Raw genomic sequence first — 22,286 nt, forward strand, 5'->3', positions numbered from 1 at the left:
GCCTAAGAAACATTGCCGCCATGAAGTTTATCATTAAATTGTTCCCTGAAATCACCATCAAAAGCCAATCTGTGCGTTTGCGCTTTATTAAAATTCTCACCGGGAACATTCGTAACGTATTAAAGCACTACGACGAAACGCTTGCCGTGGTGCGTCACTGGGATCACGTTGAAGTTCGCGCGAAAGACGAAAACAAACGTCAGGATATTCGCGACGCGCTGACCCGTATTCCGGGTATTCATCATATTCTGGAAGTGGAAGATGTTCCGTTCAGCGATATGCACGACATCTTCGAGAAAGCGCTGGTACAGTACCGCAACCAGATCGAAGGTAAAACCTTCTGCGTGCGCGTGAAACGTCGTGGCAAGCACGAGTTCAGCTCGATTGAAGTGGAACGTTACGTTGGCGGCGGTCTTAACCAACACGTGGAAACTGCGCGCGTACGTCTGACTAACCCGGACGTGACCGTGAATCTGGAGATCGAAAACGATCGCCTGCTGCTGGTCAAAGGCCGTTACGAAGGTATTGGCGGTTTCCCGATCGGCACTCAGGAAGACGTGCTGTCGCTGATCTCCGGCGGGTTCGATTCTGGCGTTTCCAGCTACATGCTGATGCGTCGCGGTTGCCGCGTACACTACTGCTTCTTCAATCTGGGTGGTGCAGCGCATGAAATCGGTGTGCGTCAGGTGGCACATTACCTGTGGAACCGCTTTGGCAGCTCCCACCGCGTGCGTTTTGTGGCGATCAACTTCGAGCCGGTGGTTGGCGAAATCCTTGAGAAAGTGGACGACGGCCAGATGGGCGTCGTGCTGAAGCGCATGATGGTACGCGCGGCGTCCAAAGTGGCTGAACGTTACGGCGTACAGGCGCTGGTGACGGGGGAAGCGCTGGGCCAGGTCTCCAGCCAGACGCTGACCAACCTGCGTCTTATCGACAATGTTTCTGATACGCTGATCCTGCGCCCACTGATCTCCCACGATAAAGAACATATCATCGATCTGGCGCGTGAAATCGGTACCGAAGATTTTGCCCGTACCATGCCAGAGTATTGCGGTGTGATCTCAAAAAGTCCGACCGTAAAAGCGGTGAAGGCGAAGATTGAAGCGGAAGAAGAGAACTTCGATTTCGCGATCCTCGAGAAGGTGGTAGAGGAAGCGTCCAACATTGATATCCGCGATATTGCCCAGCAGACCGGGCAGGAAGTGGTTGAAGTTGAAACCGTGAGCGGTTTTGGTGCCAACGATGCGATTCTGGATATCCGTTCTATCGACGAACAGGATGACAAACCGCTGAAAGTCGAAGGGGTGGAAGTGGTTTCTCTGCCGTTCTACAAGCTGAGCACGAAGTTTGGCGATCTCGATCAGAGCAAAACGTATTTGCTGTGGTGTGAGCGTGGGGTGATGAGCCGTCTGCAGGCGCTGTATCTGCGTGAGCAGGGCTTTGCGAACGTGAAGGTGTATCGCCCGTAGTTCATTGCCGGGGAGTGCGGTATGTTGCCCTCACCCCGATCCTCTCCCACGGGAGAGGGAGAAAAACCAGGAAACGGCAACCTGTGTGGTTGCCGTTTTACTTTTATTCGTAGTAATTATAAATTCCCGCCGGCATGACCAGCGACGACGCCACTTCATACGCCTTCTCGCGCCCGACCAGCAGGTCGATAATCTTTAGCGCAAAATCAATCGCGGTTCCCGGCCCCTGGCTAGTGAGCAGGTTGACACGCGGATCCCAGACAACGCGTTTATCGACCCACTGGTCTTCCGGAATGCGGTCTTTCAGCGCCGGGAAACCGGTCATATTGCCGATCGGGAAAATATCGTGTGGAACCAGCACCGTTCCGGCTGCGGCACAGATTGTCGCGACGATGCGGCCAGACAGGTGAAACTGCCTGACGGTTTCCACTAACAGTGGGCTGTCGCGAAAACACTCGGCTCCTTTCAGGCCGCCGGGAAGAACGATAATGTCGTAATCACCGTCAGCCACCTGTACCAGCGGGGCATCCGCCAGTATTTTCACCCCGCGTGAACAGGTGATCGCCAGATTACCGTCGCTGGCAACGCTTGCCGTCGTCACCGCAATACCGCCTCGCACCATCAGGTCGATAGTGGTGACGGCTTCCATTTCTTCGCTACCAGGGGCGAGGCATACCAGTGCCGACGCGCTCATACTCACTCTCCTTACGTTTAACCAGGTCATACAGGCGGGCGTTTTCCGGCACCGCAATGCCGTGTGCGCGGGCGCGTTTTAACAGATAGCCGGTGATGTAGTCGATCTCAGTGTGGCGTAACGCCCGAACGTCCTGCAACATTGAAGAGATATTTTCTGCCGTACTATCAATTACCTGCTCGACATAATAGCGTAAATCGTCTGCTGAGGTATGCAAGCCCTCGCGCTCCACCACTGAGGCGACCTCGGCGCACAGCGTGGCAATTTCCTGCGGATGGTTTTTCAGTTCGCCGTTCGGACAGTCCCATAAAGCCGTCAACGGATTGATCACACAGTTGACTGCTAATTTGCGCCACAGTTGAGGGAGAATGTTGTTGTGCCAGGCGACATCCGGCAGCACCTTTTGCAGTGTGTCTGCCAGATAGCTGTAGTCGCCATCCTGCTCACGAGCTGGGCCAATATGCGTTATCCCGCTGGCGACATGTACGATGATGTTGCCATCCCGGCGCGCCGCATGGGTTGTCGTGGCCATCAGCAGCGGCTGAGGGATATTTTTCAGTTCATCAATCGTCCCCATGCCGTTATGCAGTAGCAAAATGGGCGAGGTGGGGGGGAGCTGGGCGGCCAGCGCTTTTACCGCATCTGAAACCTGCCACGCCTTCAGTGTGACCAGTAGCAGATCGCTTTGCGCCAGGAAATCAGGATCGTTCGCGGTGAGGGATTCGTTAAAGATACTTCCGTCTTCACCAATCAGGTTTACACTGCAGTATGGCTGAGGGACGCGTAACCAGCCCTGCACCTCGTGTCCGTGCTTGCATAGCGCAGTCAGCCATAGCTGACCAAGCGCTCCGCATCCGAGCACTGTAATTTTCATTGTTCCTCCTCACCTGCAACTGCGCCAGGTGTTACGGCCTAAGTATAGCGCCGTCAGCTAAGCTTCTGTTGAGTTATGCCTCGTAGCGGGTATTATGCAACGCAACAAAAATGAAGGGAGAAGAAAAGATGCCATCTTTCGATATTGTTTCCGAAGTTGATATCCAGGAAGTCCGCAACGGCGTAGAAAACGCCAGCCGTGAAGTTGAGTCACGTTTCGATTTTCGTGGCGTTGAAGCAACATTTGACCTGAATGAGGCAAATAAGACCATCAAGGTGCTGAGTGAGTCTGATTTCCAGGTTAACCAGCTGCTGGATATTTTGCGCGCCAAGCTGCTGAAGCGCGGCATTGAAGGTACCTCACTGGATGTGCCGGAAGAGTTCGTACACAGCGGTAAAACCTGGTTTGTTGAAGCTAAACTGAAGCAGGGTATTGAGAGCGCGGTGCAGAAGAAAATCGTTAAGCTCATCAAAGACAGCAAGCTGAAGGTTCAGGCGCAGATCCAGGGCGAAGAGATCCGTGTCACCGGTAAATCTCGTGATGACCTGCAGGGCGTAATGGCGCTGATCCGTGGCGGCGATCTGGGGCAGCCGTTCCAGTTCAAAAACTTCCGCGATTAAGACGAAAAAGCCCGGTTTAACCGGGCTTTTTTTCAGGCTTTCAGCGCCTGCTCCACTTCGAAGCGGTTGGTCACTTTGCTGTCTATTTTGATATAGGCACTGCGTTCTTCCGGGGCGATCAGCACTTCACTCACGCCCTCAGTGGCCTCAAGACGCTGTTTCAGCGCATCGTTGATGTCGATGTCCCCTGGAATTTCTACGCGCAGGCTGCTCACGTAGCGTGGTTCTTTCATGGTGCTGGCGACCAGCAGCCAGACCATCGCCAGCAGGGCACCTGCCAGGAATACGGTTTGCGAATCAAACAGGCCATCCACCCAGCCGCCGAACGCACCACCGATGGCCACGCCGATAAACTGGCTGGTGGAGTAGATGCCCATCGCGGTGCCTTTGTAACCGGCAGGCGATTCTTTGCTGATCAGCGACGGTAGCAGGGCTTCCATCAGGTTAAATGCCAGGAAGAAGAGTTGCACCCCCGCGACCAGCTCCCAGAAATGCGGGCCGGAACCCCACAGCACGATCTCGGCAATCAGTAACACCGCCACGCAGCCAACGAAGACGCGTTTCATCTTGCGCTTCACTTCGGCGTAAATAATAAACGGCACCACCGAGACGAACGAAATCAGCATCGTCACCAGATAAATTTTCCAGTGCTCAGCGGCAGGGAAACCTGCAGACGCCAGCTGGCCGGGCAGGGCGACAAAGGTCGACATCAGCAGGATATGCAGGCACATGATGCCAAAGTTCAGCTTCAGCAAGCGCGGCTCAACGAGCACTTTGCTAAAGCAGCCTTTCACCATCCCGGACTCACGGTTGAGGACGTGGTTTTTGCTGTCTGGCACTACCCACAGCGTGAGCGCAATACCGATGGTCGCCAGCACGGCAATCATCCAGAACAGGGCATGCAGACCCAGCTTATGGGTGATGACAGGGCCAAGCACCATCGCAATGGCAAAGGTGACGCCAAAGCTGACGCCGATAAACGCCATCGCTTTGGTACGGTTCTGTTCACGAGTTAAATCTGACAGCAGTGCCATCACGGCGGCTGCAATTGCGCCGGAACCCTGCAGGGCGCGGCCAAGAATAATGCCCCAGATGGAGTGGGAGAGGGCGGCAATGATGCTGCCGAGCACAAAGACGAGTAGCCCGCCGACAATCAGCGGTTTGCGGCCAACGCGATCGGAGAGCAGGCCGAAAGGGATCTGGAATATCGCCTGGGCTAAACCGTAGATACCTATGGCCAGGCCAATCAGTGCTTCGCTGGCTCCCTGTAGCGCCATACCGTACGTGGTCAGAACAGGCAGGACCATAAACATGCCAAGCATCCGTAGCGAGAAAACAGTCCCTAAGCCCCAGGTCGCGCGTAGCTCGCCTGGCGTCATTTTATAATCGTTCATTACCACCTCAGTTCAAGAGCAGGCCATAGTGTAGTGCGGGGAAGGGGCGGGGTAAATACAGGGTTATTTAACAAATATTACATGCATTATTGATAGATTCAGTGAATAAAAAAGGGTGCCGAAGCACCCCTTTATTCACTTGCTATGGCTTACCAGACGTAAGTCAGCAGGTGATGTGATTCGGGTACCATGAAATCCACGGACATCATCACGGACAGGGAGGTGATGGCCACAATCGAGAACACGAACAGCTTACGTGCCCAGACTTTGTCATCTTCCACTTTGTAGCCGCGCAGGGCCATGCCGAGCCACCAGACGCTCACCGCAGCCGCCACCACCAGATATTTATATCCGGCGTAACCGCCCAGAGAGAGCATCAGCGTTGCCACAGCAAAGGCGATGATGTACAGCGTGATGTGGTTCTTGGCAACGGAGATGCCTTTCACAACCGGCAGAACCGGGATGTTCGCTGCCTGATAATCCTTGAAGCGGAAAATCGCAATGGCATAGGAGTGCGGCATCTGCCACAGGCTAAAGATAGCCAGCAGGATCAACGCACCACTGTCGAACTCATTTGTGACGGCACAGTAGCCAATCACCGGCGGCGCAGCGCCGGAGAGAGAACCAATCAGCGTACCGTAGACGGAGTGACGCTTCATATACAGGCTGTAAACGCCCACATAAACCACGAACCCCATCACCCCCAGCCAGCAGGCCAGCGGGTTAGCACCAAACCACAGCAGCATAAAGCCAGCAATACCCAGCAAGGTGGCGTACACCAGCGAGACGGAAGGGGCGATCAGGCCTTTAACCAGCACCCGATTTTTGGTCCTTTCCATCTTCTTGTCGATATCCATGTCGATGTAGTTGTTAAATACACAACCGGACGCAACAACCAGTGACACACCAATCAGCGTGTAGATAAAGAGGGTGTAATCAATGCTGCCCTTAGAGGCCAGCAAGAACCCTCCGATCACGGAGATCAGGTTGCCAAAGATGATGCCTGGTTTCGTTACTTGCAGGTATTGCTTAAACATACTCGCCGCTCTTAGTGAACCATCATGTTGTAGTTAAGGTTCCACATAATCCAGATGGAACCGACTACCAGGATAGCGATGATAATCACGGTAAAGATAAAGGCCGTCATGTTCCAGCCTTCATCGGACTTGGTGTTCATGTGCAGGAAGCAAACCAGATGCACCAGAATCTGAACTACCGCGGTGGCCAGGACTGTGCCCAGAATCGCCGCGTGAGATGCAGAACCGTTCATCACCATCCAGAACGGGATCACCGTCAGGATGATCGACAGGATAAAACCTGTCATGTAGGTTTTTACGCTACCGTGGGAAGCGCCATGATCGTTTGAATGACTCATTACATCGCCCCCATCAGATAGACTACAGAGAACACACAGATCCATACAACGTCCAGGAAGTGCCAGAACAGGCTCAGGCACATGATACGTGTACGGTTAGTGCTGGTCAGACCGCGACGGGAAACCTGGAACATCAGTACCGCCATCCAGATAAGCCCGGAGGTTACGTGCAGACCGTGAGTTCCTACCAGCGCGAAGAACGCAGACAGGAAGCCACTGCGATCCGGGCCCATACCTTCCATAATCAGGTGATGGAATTCATAGATTTCCATCCCGATGAATCCAGCACCAAACAACCAGGTCAACGCCAGCCAGGAGACAACCTGGCTCTTGTTGTTTTTGTACATGGCGATAGCCGCCATGCCGTAGGTGATGGAGCTGAACAGCAGCAGTGCGGTTTCTACCAGAACGAACGGCAGTTCAAAAATGTCCTTACCAGTCGGGCCGCCCGCAGTGCCGTTCACCAGAACGGCATAGGTCGCGAACAGACAGCAGAACAGAATGCAGTCGCTCATCAGGTAGATCCAGAAACCGAAGACTTTCGTCGGCCCTGTATCGTGGTGCGCATGGTCATGCGCGTGGGCAGTAGAGTGCGCCAGAGTATCAGTTGCCATTTTTCAGCCCCGCTTTAGAAATCTCATCGAAATGCTGGTTTTCCAGTTTTTCGACTTCACGGACTGGTACGTAGTAGTCCACGTCCTCGTCAAAGCTCTTCACGATCCAGCTAATGATGATGCCTGCGAAGCTCGCAATCGCCATCCACCAGATGTGCCAGATCATTGCGAAGCCAAATACCGTTGCGAAAGCGGCAATGATAATGCCCGCGCCGCTGTTTTTCGGCATGTGGATCTCTTCGTAATGAGCAGGTTGCTTATACGCTTCACCTTTTTCTTTCATTTCCCAGAATGCGTCGCGCTCATGGATCTGCGGCACAATGGCGAAGTTATAGAACGGAGGTGGAGAAGAGGTCGCCCACTCCAGCGTACGGCCACCCCACGGGTCACCGGTCAGGTCACGGTTCTGATCGCGGTCGCGAATAGAGACGTAGTACTGAATCAGCTGGCACAGGATACCGCAGGCAATCAGCACCGCACCGCATGCTGCAACAACCAGCATTGGGTGGAACTGTGGATCGATCTGCTGGCTCAGGCGACGGGTCATACCCATGAAGCCCAGCACGTACAGCGGCATAAATGCCACGAAGAAGCCGATGATCCAGAACCAGAACGCGCGTTTACCCCAGGTTTCGTTCAGCGTGAAGCCGAACGCTTTTGGCCACCAGTAGGTTACGCCAGCGAAGCAGCCGAAGACCACACCACCGATGATAACGTTATGGAAGTGCGCAATCAGGAACAGGCTGTTGTGCAGAACGAAGTCAGCACCTGGTACTGCCAGCAGTACGCCGGTCATCCCACCTACAGAGAAGGTGACGATGAAGCCGATGGTCCACAGCATGGCTGAGTGGAACACGATACGACCCTGGTACATGGTGAACAACCAGTTGAAGATCTTAACCCCGGTCGGGATTGCGATAATCATGGTGGTGATACCGAAGAAGGCGTTTACGTTCGCGCCCGCACCCATAGTGAAGAAGTGGTGCAGCCAAACGATGAACGACAGAACGGTAATACACACGGTTGCCCACACCAGTGAGGTGTAACCAAACAGGCGCTTACGCGAGAAGGTTGCAGCGATTTCGGAGAACACCCCGAAGACCGGCAGAACCAGGATGTACACTTCCGGGTGACCCCAGGCCCAAATCAGGTTGATGTACATCATCATGTTGCCACCCATATCGTTGGTAAAGAAATGGGTGCCCAGGTAGCGGTCCAGGGTCAGCAGCGCGACGGTGACAGTCAGAATTGGGAAGGACGCAATGATCAGGATGTTGGCGCACAGAGATGCCCAGGTAAATACCGGCATCTTGAACATAGTCATGCCAGGGGCACGCATCTTGATAATGGTCACGAAGAAGTTAATACCGGTCAGGGTTGTACCGATACCGGAGAGCTGAATCGCCCAAATCCAGTAGTCGACACCTACGCCAGGACTGTATTCAATTCCCGAAAGCGGTGGGTAAGCCAGCCAGCCGGTCTGCGCGAATTCGCCCACACCCAGTGACAGGTTAACCAGGATAACGCCGACAACCGTAAACCAGAAGCTCAGGTTGTTCAGGAACGGGAATGCAACGTCGCGCGCGCCGATTTGCAGCGGAACAACAACGTTCATCAGACCGATAACCAGCGGCATCGCCACGAAGAAGATCATGATAACGCCGTGAGCGGTAAAGATCTGATCGTAGTGGTGAGGCGGCAGGAAGCCCGCTTCACCCGCAGAGGCAAGCACCTGCTGGCTACGCATCATGATGGCATCCGCAAAGCCACGAATTAACATGACGATACCGACGATGCAGTACATGATACCGAGTTTTTTGTGGTCAACCGAAGTCAGCCACTCATTCCACAGGTAGCTCCACTTACCGAAGTAAGTGATTAAGGCCAGTAAAGCCGCACCACCAATGATAATTGCAGCCACCGTAACCACGATAATGGGTTCATGGTATGGCACTGCATCCAGTGTCAATTTTCCGAACATTTTCTTCCTCGGCCCCTTAGTGAGCGGTTTCCGCGTGGCTCATGTCCATGCCTTCCATACCTTCGTGTGCGCTATGCTCACCTTCAGTCTGGGTCATGTCCATGCTCTTGCCGTGATCCATAAATTTGCCAATAACGTCTTTGAACAAATCAGGTTTCACGTTAGAGAAGTACTCCACCTTGTTGTATTCGCTAGGTGCAGCCACTTTGTCGAACGCCGCCATGTCAGACATGGTGTTCTGAGACTGTTTCGCTTTTTCAACCCACTGGTCGAAAGCGGCACGGTCTGGCGTCGCGATAGCTTTGAACTTCATACCTGAGAAGCCCGGGCCGCTATAGCTGGCGGAGATACCATCGTAGGTGCCTGCTTCATTCGCGATCAGGTGCAGGTTAGTCTGCATACCGGCCATCGCGTAGATCTGGCTACCCAGACGCGGGATGAAGAAGGAGTTCATTACGGAGTTGGAGGTCACTTTGAACTGAACCGGAGTGTTCGCCGGGAAGGCGATTTCATTCACGGTAGCAATGCCCTGTTCCGGATAGATGAAGAACCATTTCCAGTCCATGGAGACCACTTCGATGGTAATCGGTTTTTCATCATGAACCAGCGGTTTGCTAGGTTCGAGGGAGTGAGTGGTTTTCCAGGTCAGCACGGCAAGGAACAGGATGATCAGAATAGGCACTGTCCAGACCACAGCTTCCACTTTATTGGAGTGTGACCAGTTAGGGCTATACTTCGCATCTTTATTGCTCGCACGATACTTCCAGGCGAAACCAACAGCCATCAAAACGGCAGGAATAACCACAATCATCATCAGGCCAAAAGCCGTCAGAATCAATGAACGTTGTTCCAGTCCAATCTGTCCTTTGGGGTCAAGTAGTGCAGAATCACAGCCACTGAGTAATACAGTGCCCGCAAATAATGACAACCATCCCAAACTTTTATTGTATTTCCTGAGTCTCATTTAACGACCTCAATTCCACGGGAGTCTGGTGGCGTTTAAAGTGTGGGGGCATTTTACGGGAAGGTTACATTACTGTAAACATCATTAGGTCTGTGTCAGGAAGGTGTTACCGGGTTCTGCCGCACATGTCACAAGTGTTGCAAATTATGTCGGTTTTTAAGACGAAACCCGCATGGCGTGGGCGTTATAACGAAAGGACCCCCAAGCATACCCTAAAAGGGGCAATTGGTATAACCATTGTGAAAAATACACAAAAAATTAACAATTAATTATCAATAAAAAGACAATTAAAAACGAAAATTCAATCTTTCAAAAGCTGAATCGGTTAATGAAAAATAGCGTTCTGGAGTAGGCTCCAATAATTTCCAAATGCTATCCCGCACAAAACAGCAAATATTTTTTTTTGCAGCTGGCGGTTATTTCACCGTTATAATTTCGCATGGTGATTACAACGGGAAATAACCTTTCATTTTTTGGCTTCAGGGCACCTGAGTTTTACGTAAAGCCAGAAAATCGAGCGTCCCGCCAGTGAGGATCCCGGCGACGACAAGCAGGGCTCCGGCATTCAGCAGCAGGGATTCAGGAGGAAGCGATAACGAGGTTGTAGCGTTAATCATTAATACCGCCAGCCAGAGTACCAGCGCCAGGCAACCCACCATCAACAAACGTAAGGCAAAACGGTAGGCGCGATGATATTCGGTGCGCGGCATAAAGTGTTCTGTTTGTTGGGTATATTCCAGCGTCTGGCGACAGACCAGCAACAATAAGAGCCCAGGCACTGCCGCAATCACGGAGAAGAGATAGAATGTTGGCCAGCCGTGGGCTTCCACAAACCAGCCAGCAATCGGGCCGACATAGACGCGGCCCACGGCGGACAGCGCCGAAAGCAGGGCGAACTGCGTCGCAGAGAATGATTTGTTGCACAGCGTCATCAGCAGGGCGACAAACGCCGCAGTGCCCATGCCACCACAGAGGTTTTCAAAGAACACCGCCGCTGCCATGCTGATCATATTTTTGTCGGTAATGGAAAGCAGCCAGTAACCCGCGTTAGACGCCCCCTGCAGAATGCCGAAAATCAGGAGTGCCCGGAACAGCGTCAGACGCTGCATCAACACACCGCCGTACAGCGCACCGACGATGGTCGCAAACAACCCGAGGGTTTTGTTCACCACACCGACTTCCCCGGCATCAAACCCGACGCCGCGGATCAGGAAGGTAGTGGTCAGGCTCATTGCAAACGCATCACCCAACTTATAAAGGACGATCAGCAGCAGGATCAGCCAGGCATTGTTGCGGCCAAAGAAATCGCGCAGCGGTTCGGCGACGGCCTGCTCCAGCGAGCGTGGAACTGGAATGACATCGCTCGGTTCGGGGGCGAGCAGGGTGGCAATAATACAGGGTATCAGCAGGACGGCCATCAGCCAGTACATACCCTGCCAGCCGAGATAGCGGTCGGCCAGCCACAGCGCCAGCCCGCCAGAGACAAGCATCCCGAGGCGATAGCCCAGCACGCTGATTGCCGCCCCGGCACCTCGCTCTTCTGCGGGTAACACGTCCGTTTTCCAGGCATCAAAAACGATATCCTGCGAGGCGGAACAGAAGGCGATCACCACGGCAAGGGCCGCCATCCAGCGTAGCTGCGTGGAAGGTTCGAGGAAACCCATCGCGGCAATCGACAGCAGCAGCAGGATCTGGGTCATCACTAACCAACCGCGACGACGTCCCAGGAACGGTGGGGTATAGCGATCCATCACCGGTGACCACAGAAACTTAAAGACGTAGGCCTGACCGACGAGTGAGAAGAAACCAATAGTTTTGAGATCGATATTCTCGACGGTCATCCAGGCCTGCAATGTGCCGGAGGTGAGTGCGAGTGGTAAACCAGAGGCGAAACCGAGGATCAGCAGAATGGCTGATTTGGGTTGCTGGAAAATGCGTAAGTAATTGCTGGACATGTTTTTATAAGTCTGACCCGGTGAGTCACCGGGTCAGAAAGCAGGATTAACGAGCGTTCTGCTTGATGAAGTCGTGGATGCTGGTGTCCTGTGCCATATCGGAAATGGTGTCGGTCAGCACGCTGTTTACTGCGTTCGCAATGTTCTGGTTGGATGCCTGGAAAGCACCTTCAACAGAGTAACTTGCGCGGTAGTTTTTGGTCATCTTATTGCCGTTCTTCGCGGTGGCAATGATGGCGATATCCGCTTTGGTCGAGATGTTGTAGCGAACGTTACCCTGGGAAACGTCAGCGTACAGGTTGTTCACGATGATCTGCAGATCAACCGCGCCGCTTGGGCCAACCATATAACCGCGCGCGGTCATCTGTTTCTCCAGCACTTCCTGCAGCAGGAAGCGCAGGTCGCGGGAGGCGGTCAGCGTCACTTGCTGGTTATCGCGGGTGACTTTTGCCAGAGCCTGGTCCTGACGCTGGTCGGCACCGTTAATACTTACGGTCACGCCCATCAGGCTTGGATCCTGCTGAGGCAGGGTAATTTTTGGTGAAACATCAATTGTTGTTGGCGGGGTAGCGCAACCTGCCAGCATAAAAAGTGCTACCAACGGAAAGAAGAGTTTTTTTAACATTTCAGGTTCTCAACGAATCGTAAGCAGTTAGAGAGAAAAATTGCCGCCATCATAACATCGCTAACGGCGAGGGGAAGTGGTCAGTGCATGTAAATTCATCGTCTTGTCTGAAAACTGACCTGCTTACCGTTTTTCTCCACCCATGAATGACAAAACGTATGAGCCTCACAGTGGACTTCATCCGTTTGAATGAGAAAATAAGACGAAAGCTAAATATTTGTTGTCTTGTTGTAATGGAAACGGTAAAAGCGGCTAACATTTAAAGGGATGGGTGACATCCTGGCGTTGTCGGAGGAGTAATTTCATGATGATACGTGAGCAGATAGAAGAAAAATTAAGGGCAGCGTTCAACCCTGTGTTCCTCGAAGTCGTCGACGAAAGCTATCGTCATAACGTTCCGGCAGGTTCTGAAAGCCACTTCAAAGTGGTTCTGGTCAGCGATCGCTTCACGGGAGAACGTTTCCTGAACCGACATCGCCTGATCTACAGCACCCTGACGGAAGAACTCTCCACGACCGTACATGCGCTGGCGTTGCATACCTATACCATTAAGGAGTGGGAAGGTCTGCAGGATACGGTATTCGCATCACCTCCCTGCCGTGGTGCAGGCACCATAGCCTGAAAAATCGGATTTGCAACCGCTGGAGTTTTTCCAGTATGTTGCATAGAGATTTCGTCAAAACGGCCTTCGGGCCGTTTTGTTTTGTCTGAGTTTTGAGCGTATGGCGCGTTTTTAAGGCTAAAAATAGCCTTAAAGTGTGAAAAAAGCCGCAGCAACATGTCCCAACCGTTCTCGACTCACCTAAGTGATGCCGCTATAATGCCGCGTCTTAATGAATGTCTTCGGGATGATTCTGGCGACAGGGAATGTGAATCTGCACTAAGAGAGCATCCCGGTAAAACAGACAGATTCAGAGTTGACCGAGCACTGTGATTTTTTTGAGGTAACAAGATGCAAGTTTCAGTTGAAACCACTCAAGGCCTTGGCCGCCGTGTAACGATTACTATCGCTGCTGACAGCATCGAAACTGCTGTGAAAAGCGAGCTGGTCAACGTATCAAAGAAAGTACGTATTGACGGCTTCCGTAAGGGCAAAGTACCAATGAATGTTGTTGCTCAGCGTTATGGCGCTTCCGTGCGTCAGGATGTGCTGGGTGAACTGATGAGCCGCAACTTTATCGATGCGATCATCAAAGAAAAAATCAATCCGGCTGGCGCGCCAAACTACGTTCCAGGCGAATACAAACTGGGCGAAGACTTCACCTACTCTGTAGAGTTCGAAGTGTACCCGGAAGTTGAGCTGACAGGTCTGGAATCTATCGAAGTTGAAAAACCGATTGTTTCCGTGACTGACGAAGACGTTGACGGCATGCTGGACACCCTGCGCAAGCAGCAGGCGAACTGGAAAGAAAAAGAAGGCGCTGTTGACGCTGAAGACCGTGTCACCATCGACTTCACCGGCTCTGTAGACGGCGAAGAGTTCGAAGGCGGCAAAGCGTCTGACTTCGTACTGGCAATGGGCCAGGGTCGTATGATCCCAGGCTTCGAAGACGGTATCAAAGGCCGCAAGGCTGGCGAAGAGTTCACCATCGACGTGACCTTCCCGGAAGAATACCACGCTGAAAACCTGAAAGGGAAAGCAGCGAAGTTCGTTATCAACCTGAAGAAAGTTGAAGAGCGCGAACTGCCAGAACTGACCGAAGAATTCATCAAACGTTTCGGCGTGGAAGATGGTTCTGTCGCGGGTCTGCGTACCGAAGTGCGTAAAAACATGGAACGCGAGCTGAACGGTGCTGTGCGTAACCGTGTTAAATCTCAGGCGATCGAAGGTCTGGTGAAAGCGAACGACATCGACGTTCCTGCTGCCCTGATCGACAGCGAAATCGACGTTCTGCGCCGTCAGGCTGCACAGCGCTTCGGTGGCAACCAGCAGCAAGCGATGGAACTGCCACGTGAGCTGTTCGAAGAGCAAGCGAAACGCCGTGTTGTTGTTGGCCTGCTGCTGGGCGAAGTCATTCGTACCCACGAGCTGAAAGCTGACGAAGAACGTGTGAAAGGCCTGATCGAAGAGATGGCTTCTGCATACGAAGATCCATCAGAAGTTATCGAGTTCTACGGTAAGAACAAAGAGCTGATGGACAACATGCGCAACGTTGCGCTGGAAGAGCAGGCTGTTGAAGCGGTACTGGCGAAAGCTAAAGTGTCCGAAAAAGCGACCTCTTTCAACGAACTGATGAACCAGCAGGCGTAATTTCGCCCCAACGGTTTAAAGTTTGAACAGAAAACCCGTTGCCTTCCGGCGACGGGTTTTTTTTATCGCGCCAATAGCCCAGGAAGAGTGCTAAAACGCCCTTTCAGTGTTAGCGTAACAACAAAAGGTTGTTATGCTTGAAATAGGGCGATGCGAACCCCATAAGTATGTAATCACGATGAATGAGACTGGCTGATAATCCGTCCGTAAGGTTACAATCAGACAGCAGGTGTTTTCAATTTTGATCCAGGAGACGGAAATGTCATACAGTGGCGAACGAGATAACTTTGCACCCCATATGGCTCTGGTGCCAATGGTTATTGAACAGACCTCACGTGGTGAGCGTTCTTTTGATATCTATTCCCGTCTGCTCAAGGAACGCGTTATCTTTCTGACCGGCCAGGTGGAAGACCACATGGCTAACCTGATCGTGGCGCAGATGCTGTTTCTGGAAGCGGAAAACCCGGAAAAAGACATTTACCTGTATATTAACTCACCGGGCGGTGTGATTACGGCGGGTATGTCTATTTACGATACCATGCAATTCATCAAGCCGGACGTGAGTACTATTTGTATGGGACAGGCTGCATCTATGGGGGCCTTCCTGTTAACCGCTGGGGCCAAGGGCAAGCGTTTCTGCCTGCCAAACTCCCGCGTGATGATTCACCAGCCGCTGGGTGGTTACCAGGGTCAGGCGACGGATATTGAAATCCACGCCCGCGAAATCCTGAAAGTAAAAGCGCGCATGAATGAACTTATGGCGCAGCATACGGGTCAATCCCTCGAGCAGATCGAGCGCGATACCGAGCGCGATCGCTTCCTCTCTGCACCTGAGGCAGTTGAGTACGGCTTAGTCGACTCTGTTTTGACCCATCGTAATTGATGCCTACGACGCGAGTGTGCCGCTATACTAAAGTAAGGCGGCACGCTGCCTGAGAGCAGCTTGCGTCTGAGAATGGTATTTGCGTCGTCATGTGCGGCACAAAGAACTTAAAAAGAGGTTTGGACTCATGACAGATAAACGCAAAGATGGTTCGGGCAAACTGCTGTACTGCTCTTTTTGCGGCAAAAGCCAGCATGAAGTGCGTAAACTGATTGCCGGGCCGTCCGTGTATATCTGCGACGAATGTGTCGACTTATGTAACGACATCATCCGCGAAGAGATTAAAGAAGTCGCCCCGCACCGTGAGCGTAGCGCGTTGCCAACACCGCATGAAATTCGTCATCATCTTGACGACTATGTCATCGGTCAGGAGCAGGCTAAGAAAGTGCTGGCGGTGGCGGTATATAACCACTACAAACGTCTGCGTAACGGCGATACCAGCAATGGTGTAGAGCTGGGTAAAAGTAACATTCTGCTGATTGGCCCAACCGGTTCCGGTAAAACGCTGCTGGCAGAAACGCTGGCACGTCTGCTGGATGTTCCGTTCACGATGGCAGATGCCACCACCCTGACCGAAGCCGGTTATGTGGGTGAAGACGTGGAAAACATCATCCAGAAATTGCTGCAGAAGTGTGATTACGACGTACAGAAAGCACAGCGCGGGATCGTCTATATCGATGAAATTGATAAGATTTCCCGTAAATCAGACAACCCGTCTATCACCCGTGACGTGTCGGGCGAAGGTGTACAGCAGGCACTGCTGAAGCTGATTGAAGGTACCGTTGCTGCGGTTCCACCTCAGGGTGGCCGTAAACATCCGCAACAGGAGTTCCTGCAGGTTGATACCTCCAAGATCCTGTTCATCTGCGGTGGTGCGTTCGCGGGCCTGGATAAAGTGATCTCCCACCGTGTTGAAACCGGCTCCGGCATTGGTTTCGGCGCGACGGTGAAATCGACGTCTGAAAAACCGAACGAGGGCGAACTGCTCTCTCAGGTAGAACCAGAAGATCTGATCAAATTCGGTCTGATCCCTGAGTTTATTGGCCGTCTGCCGGTTGTGGCAACGCTGAACGAACTGAGTGAAGAAGCGCTGATTCAGATCCTGAAAGAACCGAAAAACGCCCTGACCAAGCAGTATCAGGCGCTGTTCAATCTGGAAGGCGTTGAGCTGGAATTCCGCGATGAAGCGCTGGATGCGATTGCGAAGAAAGCGATGGTCCGTAAAACCGGCGCGCGTGGTCTGCGTTCTATCGTAGAAGCGGCACTGCTCGATACCATGTACGATCTGCCGTCTATGGAAGATGTCGAGAAAGTGGTGATTGACGAGTCTGTTATTGGCGGTCAGAGCAAGCCGCTGCTGATTTATGGTAAGCCTGAAGCGCAGCAGGCATCTGGCGAATAATTCACCAAATCATACAAGCAGTTAATCAAAAAGGGGGGATTTTATCTCCCCTTTTATTTTTCCGACTTCATGGCGTTGAATGTGTGGAATACATCCCCATATACTGCTTACATGTTAATGGTTGTGTGAAGCACAGTCACATAACCAGTTTACCTGGCGGACACTAAACTAAGAGAGAGCTCTATGAATCCTGAGCGTTCTGAACGCATTGAAATCCCCGTATTGCCGTTGCGCGATGTGGTGGTTTATCCGCACATGGTCATACCCTTATTTGTAGGGCGGGAAAAATCTATCCGTTGCCTCGAAGCTGCCATGGATCATGATAAAAAAATCATGTTGGTTGCGCAGAAGGAAGCATCAACGGATGAGCCGGGTGTAAACGATCTTTTCACCGTCGGGACCGTGGCCTCTATTTTGCAGATGCTGAAGTTGCCTGATGGCACCGTAAAGGTGCTGGTAGAAGGCTTGCAGCGTGCGCGTATTACCACTCTGTCTGACAATGGCGAACACTTCTCTGCAAAGGCAGAATATCTTGATTCGCCTCAGCTTGATGAACGCGAGCAGGAAGTGCTGGTACGCACTGCGATTAGCCAGTTTGAAGGCTATATCAAGCTGAACAAGAAAATCCCACCAGAAGTGCTGACGTCGCTGAACAGCATTGACGACCCTGCGCGTCTGGCGGATACCATCGCTGCACATATGCCGCTGAAGCTGGCTGACAAACAGTCCGTGCTGGAAATGTCCGACGTTAACGAACGTCTGGAATACCTGATGGCGATGATGGAATCTGAAATCGATCTGCTCCAGGTTGAGAAGCGTATTCGCAACCGCGTGAAAAAGCAGATGGAAAAATCTCAGCGTGAGTACTATCTGAACGAGCAAATGAAAGCCATTCAGAAAGAACTCGGCGAGATGGAAGATGCGCCGGATGAAAACGAAGCGCTGAAGCGTAAGATCGACGCGGCAAAAATGCCGAAAGAGGCAAAAGAGAAAGCGGAAGCAGAACTGCAGAAGCTGAAAATGATGTCTCCGATGTCGGCTGAAGCGACCGTTGTGCGCGGCTACATTGAATGGATGGTACAGGTTCCGTGGAATGCCCGCAGCAAGGTCAAAAAAGACCTGCGTCAGGCTCAGGAGATCCTGGACACCGACCACTACGGCCTGGAGCGCGTGAAAGATCGCATTCTTGAGTACCTCGCGGTACAAAGCCGTGTGAACAAAATTAAAGGGCCAATCCTGTGCCTGGTAGGGCCTCCAGGGGTGGGTAAAACCTCTCTGGGCCAGTCCATCGCCAAAGCGACCGGACGTAAGTATATCCGTATGGCGCTGGGTGGCGTACGTGATGAAGCGGAAATCCGCGGTCACCGTCGTACCTACATCGGTTCTATGCCGGGTAAACTGATCCAGAAGATGGCGAAAGTGGGCGTTAAAAACCCGCTGTTCCTGCTTGATGAGATCGACAAAATGTCTTCGGACATGCGTGGCGATCCGGCGTCAGCTCTGCTGGAAGTGCTTGATCCAGAACAGAACGTGGCATTCAGCGATCACTACCTGGAAGTGGACTACGACCTGAGCGATGTGATGTTCGTGGCGACCTCCAACTCCATGAACATCCCGGCACCGCTGCTGGACCGTATGGAAGTGATCCGTTTGTCCGGTTATACCGAAGATGAGAAGCTGAACATTGCGAAGCAGCACCTGCTGCCGAAGCAGATTGAGCGTAATGCGCTGAAAGCTAACGAGTTGACGGTAGAAGACAGTGCAATTGTCGGTATTATTCGCTACTACACCCGTGAAGCCGGCGTGCGTAGCCTTGAGCGTGAAATCTCCAAACTGTGTCGTAAGGCGGTTAAACAGCTGCTGCTGGATAAGAGCCTGAAACACATTGTGATTAACGGCGACAATCTGCATGCGTATCTGGGCGTTCAGCGCTTCGACTATGGGCGTGCGGACAACGAAAACCGCGTAGGCCAGGTCACCGGTCTGGCATGGACGGAAGTGGGCGGCGATCTGCTGACCATTGAAACGGCCAGTGTGCCGGGTAAAGGCAAACTGACCTATACCGGTTCTCTGGGTGAAGTCATGCAAGAGTCCATTCAGGCTGCTCTGACCGTGGTACGTGCGCGTGCAGAAAAACTGGGTATCAACCCGGATTTCTACGAAAAACGCGACATCCACGTTCACGTTCCTGAAGGGGCAACGCCGAAAGATGGCCCAAGCGCAGGTATTGCCATGTGTACCGCTCTGGTCTCCTGTCTGACAGGGAACCCGGTGCGTGCTGATGTGGCGATGACGGGTGAAATCACCCTGCGTGGTCAGGTTCTGCCAATCGGTGGCTTAAAAGAAAAACTGCTGGCGGCACACCGTGGTGGGATCAAAATCGTATTGATCCCTGACGAAAACAAACGCGATCTGGAAGAGATTCCGGACAACGTTATTGCCGATCTGCAGATCCATCCGGTGAAACGCATTGAGGAAGTTCTGACTCTCGCACTGCAGAATGAGCCTTCCGGAATGCAGGTTGTAACCGCAAAATAGTGACCTTGCGCAAATAGCGCCAAGAAAAACAAGGCTGGAAAGTCATTTCGGACTTGCCAGCCTTTTTTTGTATAGCTAATTTAGATTGCTGATTGGGTTAGCCATCAACAACGAGTGTTGTAAGGTCATGGCTGGCCTGATATAAATGCTGCGCGGTCGCGCTGTGAAGGATTCAGGCGCGATATAAATTATAAAGAGAGGAAGAGAACAGTGAATAAATCTCAACTGATTGACAAAATTGCTGCTGGTGCTGATATTTCTAAAGCTGCAGCTGGACGTGCGTTAGATGCATTAATTGCTTCTGTTACTGAATCTCTGCAGTCTGGGGACGACGTTGCACTGGTAGGCTTCGGTACTTTTGCTGTTAAAGAGCGTGCTGCCCGTACTGGCCGCAACCCTCAAACCGGTAAAGAGATCACCATTGCTGCCGCTAAAGTGCCGGGTTTCCGTGCAGGTAAAGCGCTGAAAGACGCAGTAAACTGATTGCTTTCCCGTTTCCGGGAAGCTGAAAAGTACAAGGGCGCATCATTTGATGTGCCTTTTTTGTTTGTCCAGACCTGATTTGTGCGAGTTTATGCGAGTTGTGGGCTGACAATCGCCCTGTTTTCTTGTCACAATACGCCTTTACGCGCGACGGTCAGGATTTTCCGTCAGCGTCAGGTAACCAGTCACCTACAGCGGAGTGTTGTTACACCATGATGGACAGCTTACGCACGGCTGCTAACAGTCTCGTGCTCAAGATTATTTTCGGTATCATTATCGTGTCGTTCATATTGACCGGCGTGAGCAGCTACCTTATTGGCGGTAGCGCGAACTATGCCGCAAAAGTGAATGGCCAGGAAATTAGCCGTGGGCAGTTCGAGAACGCTTTTGCTGGTGAACGTAACCGTATGCAGCAACAGCTGGGCGACCAATTCTCTGAGCTGGCAGCGAACGAAGGTTATATGAAAACCCTGCGTCAGCAGACGCTGAACCGACTCATTGACGAAGCACTGCTGGATCAGTATGCGAAAAGCCTGGGGCTGGGCATCAGCGACCAGCAGGTCAAAAAGGCTATCTTCGCGACGTCAGCATTCCAGTCTAACGGCAAATTCGACAATACCCGTTACAACAGTATCGTCAACCAGATGGGTATGACGGCCGATCAATACGCGCAGGCTCTGCGTAATCAGCTGACCACTCAGCAACTCATCAATGCCGTTGTTGGCACGGATTTCATGCTCAAAGGTGAAACTGATGAGCTGGCTGCACTGGTGTCTCAGCAGCGTGTTGTGCGTGAAGCAACCATTGATGTGAATGCCCTGGCGGCTAAACAGCAGGTCAGCGACGCAGACGTTAACGCTTACTACGAGCAGAACAAGAACAACTTTGTTGCCCCTGAGCAGTTCCGCGTAAGCTATATCAAGCTGGATGCGGCTGCACTGCAGGAAACTGCATCTGATGCGGAAATTCAGTCTTACTATGACCAGCATCAGGATCAGTTCACTCAGCCTCAGCGTAACCGTTACAGCGTGATCCAGACCAAAACTGAGGCAGATGCCAAAGCGGTACTGGATGAGCTGAGCAAAGGCGCAGATTTCGCAACCGTGGCGAAAGCAAAATCCACCGACATTATCTCTGCCAAAAATGGTGGTGATATGGGCTGGCTGGAAGAGGGCACAACGCCTGACGAACTGAAAAATGCGGGTCTGAAAGACAAAGGCCAGATGTCTGGCGTTATTAAGTCTTCCGTTGGTTTCCTGGTCGCTCGTCTGGATGATATCGAAGCCGCGAAAACCAAGGCGCTGGCTGACGTGCGTGATGACATCGCGTCAAAAGTGAAGCAGGAAAAAGCGCTGGATGCCTACTACGCCCTGCAGCAGAAAGTGAGCGATGCGGCGAGCAACGATAACGAATCTCTGGCAGGTGCAGAGCAGGCGGCAGGTGTGAAAGCGGTTGAGACGGGCTGGTTTGGTCGTAACAACCTGCCGGAAGAGCTGAACTTCAAACCGGTTTCTGATGCTATCTTCAATGGCGGTCTGGTCGGTGAGAACGGTACTCCGGGCAGCAACTCAGACATCATTACCGTTGACGGTGACCGTGCCTTCGTTCTGCGTGTCAGCGAGCACAAAGCTGAAGCGGTAAAACCGCTGGCAGAGGTCAAAGATCAGGTTGTTGCACAGGTTAAGCACAACAAAGCTGAACAGCAGGCAAAACTGGATGCTGAGAAGCTTCTGGTCGCTCTGAAAGCAGGTAAAGGCGATGACGCACTGAAAGCGGCGGGTCTGAGCTTCGGCGAGGCGAAAACGCTGAGCCGTACCGGTCAGGATCCTGTTAGCCAGGTGGTATTTGGCCTGAGCCTGCCGGCGAAGGACAAGCCAAGCTTCGGTACGACAACCGATATGCAGGGTAACGTGGTTCTGCTGGCACTTGATGAAGTCAAAGCGGGCACCATGCCAGAAGAGCAAAAGAAAGCGATGGTTCAGGGCATTACCCAGAACAACGCCCAGATTGCTTTCGAGGCGATGATGAGCAACCTGCGTAAAGACGCTAAAATTAAGCTGGGCGATATAATCACTCAGCAGCAATAATTACGTATCTGCTCGCAGATTTTCGTAACGCTCTGCAAAAACTAAAGGCCGCTTTCGCGGCCTTTTCCATTTCTGCA

General features: G+C 52.4%; 19 protein-coding genes. 9 read left to right on the forward strand and 10 right to left on the reverse strand.

Features of this window, described 5'->3' with window-relative positions; translation table 11 throughout:
- The first annotated feature begins 20 nt into the window (after positions 1–20).
- Positions 21–1,469 (forward strand): tRNA uracil 4-sulfurtransferase ThiI, encoded by a 1,449-nt coding sequence (gene thiI, locus HV318_RS18810; protein WP_182273937.1) that lies wholly within the window; start codon positions 21–23, stop codon positions 1,467–1,469.
- Between the two features lie 103 nt (positions 1,470–1,572).
- Here the strand turns inward: thiI and yajL are convergent, their stop codons facing one another.
- Both yajL and panE read right to left on the reverse strand, forming a co-directional pair.
- Entirely contained in the window at positions 1,573–2,163 is a 591-nt protein-coding gene (yajL, locus tag HV318_RS18815) for a protein deglycase YajL (protein ID WP_182273938.1), read from the reverse strand.
- Positions 2,126–3,037 carry a 2-dehydropantoate 2-reductase gene (gene panE, locus HV318_RS18820; RefSeq protein ID WP_182273939.1) on the reverse strand — a complete coding sequence of 304 codons (912 nt, stop codon included), beginning with the start codon at positions 3,035–3,037 and terminating at the stop codon, positions 2,126–2,128. Before panE ends, yajL begins: the two co-directional genes overlap by 38 nt.
- Positions 3,038–3,165: 128 nt before the next feature.
- On the opposite strand from panE, the gene HV318_RS18825 reads away from it, so the two are divergent.
- Positions 3,166–3,657: a YajQ family cyclic di-GMP-binding protein gene (locus HV318_RS18825; protein ID WP_182273940.1), complete on the forward strand. Its 492-nt coding sequence runs from the start codon at positions 3,166–3,168 to the stop codon at positions 3,655–3,657.
- 32 nt (positions 3,658–3,689) lie between these two features.
- On the opposite strand, the gene HV318_RS18830 is transcribed toward HV318_RS18825, so the two are convergent.
- The 8 genes from HV318_RS18830 to HV318_RS18865 all read right to left on the reverse strand — a co-directional run bounded on the left by HV318_RS18830 (position 3,690) and on the right by HV318_RS18865 (position 12,565).
- Complete coding sequence (locus tag HV318_RS18830) at positions 3,690–5,051, reverse strand: MFS transporter (protein WP_182273941.1); 1,362 nt, start codon at positions 5,049–5,051, stop codon at positions 3,690–3,692.
- A 149-nt stretch (positions 5,052–5,200) separates the two neighbouring features.
- Positions 5,201–6,088, reverse strand: coding sequence for a heme o synthase (gene cyoE / locus HV318_RS18835; RefSeq protein ID WP_182273942.1), 888 nt, complete (start codon positions 6,086–6,088; stop codon positions 5,201–5,203).
- A gap of 11 nt (positions 6,089–6,099) precedes the next feature.
- Positions 6,100–6,426 (reverse strand): cytochrome o ubiquinol oxidase subunit IV, encoded by a 327-nt coding sequence (locus HV318_RS18840; protein ID WP_182273943.1) that lies wholly within the window; start codon positions 6,424–6,426, stop codon positions 6,100–6,102.
- Positions 6,426–7,040 carry a cytochrome o ubiquinol oxidase subunit III gene (locus tag HV318_RS18845; protein WP_182273944.1) on the reverse strand — a complete coding sequence of 205 codons (615 nt, stop codon included), beginning with the start codon at positions 7,038–7,040 and terminating at the stop codon, positions 6,426–6,428. The genes HV318_RS18840 and HV318_RS18845 overlap by 1 nt, the downstream gene beginning before the upstream one ends.
- The gene (cyoB, locus tag HV318_RS18850; RefSeq protein ID WP_182273945.1) at positions 7,030–9,021 is read right to left on the reverse strand and encodes a cytochrome o ubiquinol oxidase subunit I; all 1,992 of its coding nucleotides are present in this window, start codon (positions 9,019–9,021) and stop codon (positions 7,030–7,032) included. Before cyoB ends, HV318_RS18845 begins: the two co-directional genes overlap by 11 nt.
- Positions 9,022–9,037: 16 nt before the next feature.
- Positions 9,038–9,985, reverse strand: coding sequence for a cytochrome o ubiquinol oxidase subunit II (cyoA, locus tag HV318_RS18855; protein ID WP_182273946.1), 948 nt, complete (start codon positions 9,983–9,985; stop codon positions 9,038–9,040).
- 479 nt (positions 9,986–10,464) lie between these two features.
- On the reverse strand, positions 10,465–11,940 hold the full coding sequence (gene ampG / locus HV318_RS18860; protein WP_182273947.1) for a muropeptide MFS transporter AmpG: 1,476 nt from the start codon (positions 11,938–11,940) through the stop codon (positions 10,465–10,467).
- A gap of 46 nt (positions 11,941–11,986) precedes the next feature.
- Positions 11,987–12,565, reverse strand: a complete 579-nt coding sequence (locus HV318_RS18865; protein ID WP_182273948.1) for a lipoprotein — start codon at positions 12,563–12,565, stop codon at positions 11,987–11,989.
- Between the two features lie 304 nt (positions 12,566–12,869).
- On the opposite strand from HV318_RS18865, the gene bolA reads away from it, so the two are divergent.
- From bolA to ppiD, 7 genes are all read left to right on the forward strand, one after another.
- Positions 12,870–13,187 carry a transcriptional regulator BolA gene (bolA, locus tag HV318_RS18870; RefSeq protein ID WP_003859051.1) on the forward strand — a complete coding sequence of 106 codons (318 nt, stop codon included), beginning with the start codon at positions 12,870–12,872 and terminating at the stop codon, positions 13,185–13,187.
- 330 nt (positions 13,188–13,517) lie between these two features.
- On the forward strand, positions 13,518–14,816 hold the full coding sequence (gene tig, locus HV318_RS18875; protein ID WP_182273949.1) for a trigger factor: 1,299 nt from the start codon (positions 13,518–13,520) through the stop codon (positions 14,814–14,816).
- A 259-nt stretch (positions 14,817–15,075) separates the two neighbouring features.
- Entirely contained in the window at positions 15,076–15,699 is a 624-nt protein-coding gene (gene clpP, locus HV318_RS18880) for an ATP-dependent Clp endopeptidase proteolytic subunit ClpP (protein WP_014069126.1), read from the forward strand.
- A gap of 127 nt (positions 15,700–15,826) precedes the next feature.
- Positions 15,827–17,101 carry an ATP-dependent protease ATP-binding subunit ClpX gene (clpX, locus tag HV318_RS18885; RefSeq protein WP_182273950.1) on the forward strand — a complete coding sequence of 425 codons (1,275 nt, stop codon included), beginning with the start codon at positions 15,827–15,829 and terminating at the stop codon, positions 17,099–17,101.
- Positions 17,102–17,284: 183 nt separating this feature from the next.
- Complete coding sequence (gene lon, locus HV318_RS18890) at positions 17,285–19,639, forward strand: endopeptidase La (protein ID WP_182273951.1); 2,355 nt, start codon at positions 17,285–17,287, stop codon at positions 19,637–19,639.
- Between the two features lie 210 nt (positions 19,640–19,849).
- Positions 19,850–20,122 carry a nucleoid-associated protein HU-beta gene (hupB, locus tag HV318_RS18895; RefSeq protein ID WP_010428111.1) on the forward strand — a complete coding sequence of 91 codons (273 nt, stop codon included), beginning with the start codon at positions 19,850–19,852 and terminating at the stop codon, positions 20,120–20,122.
- A 212-nt stretch (positions 20,123–20,334) separates the two neighbouring features.
- Positions 20,335–22,209: a peptidylprolyl isomerase gene (gene ppiD / locus HV318_RS18900; RefSeq protein ID WP_182273952.1), complete on the forward strand. Its 1,875-nt coding sequence runs from the start codon at positions 20,335–20,337 to the stop codon at positions 22,207–22,209.
- Positions 22,210–22,286 lie beyond the last annotated feature (77 nt).

Origin of the sequence: Enterobacter sp. RHBSTW-00901 (assembly GCF_014103115.1) — a bacterium.
Lineage (GTDB): Bacteria > Pseudomonadota > Gammaproteobacteria > Enterobacterales > Enterobacteriaceae > Enterobacter > Enterobacter cloacae_P.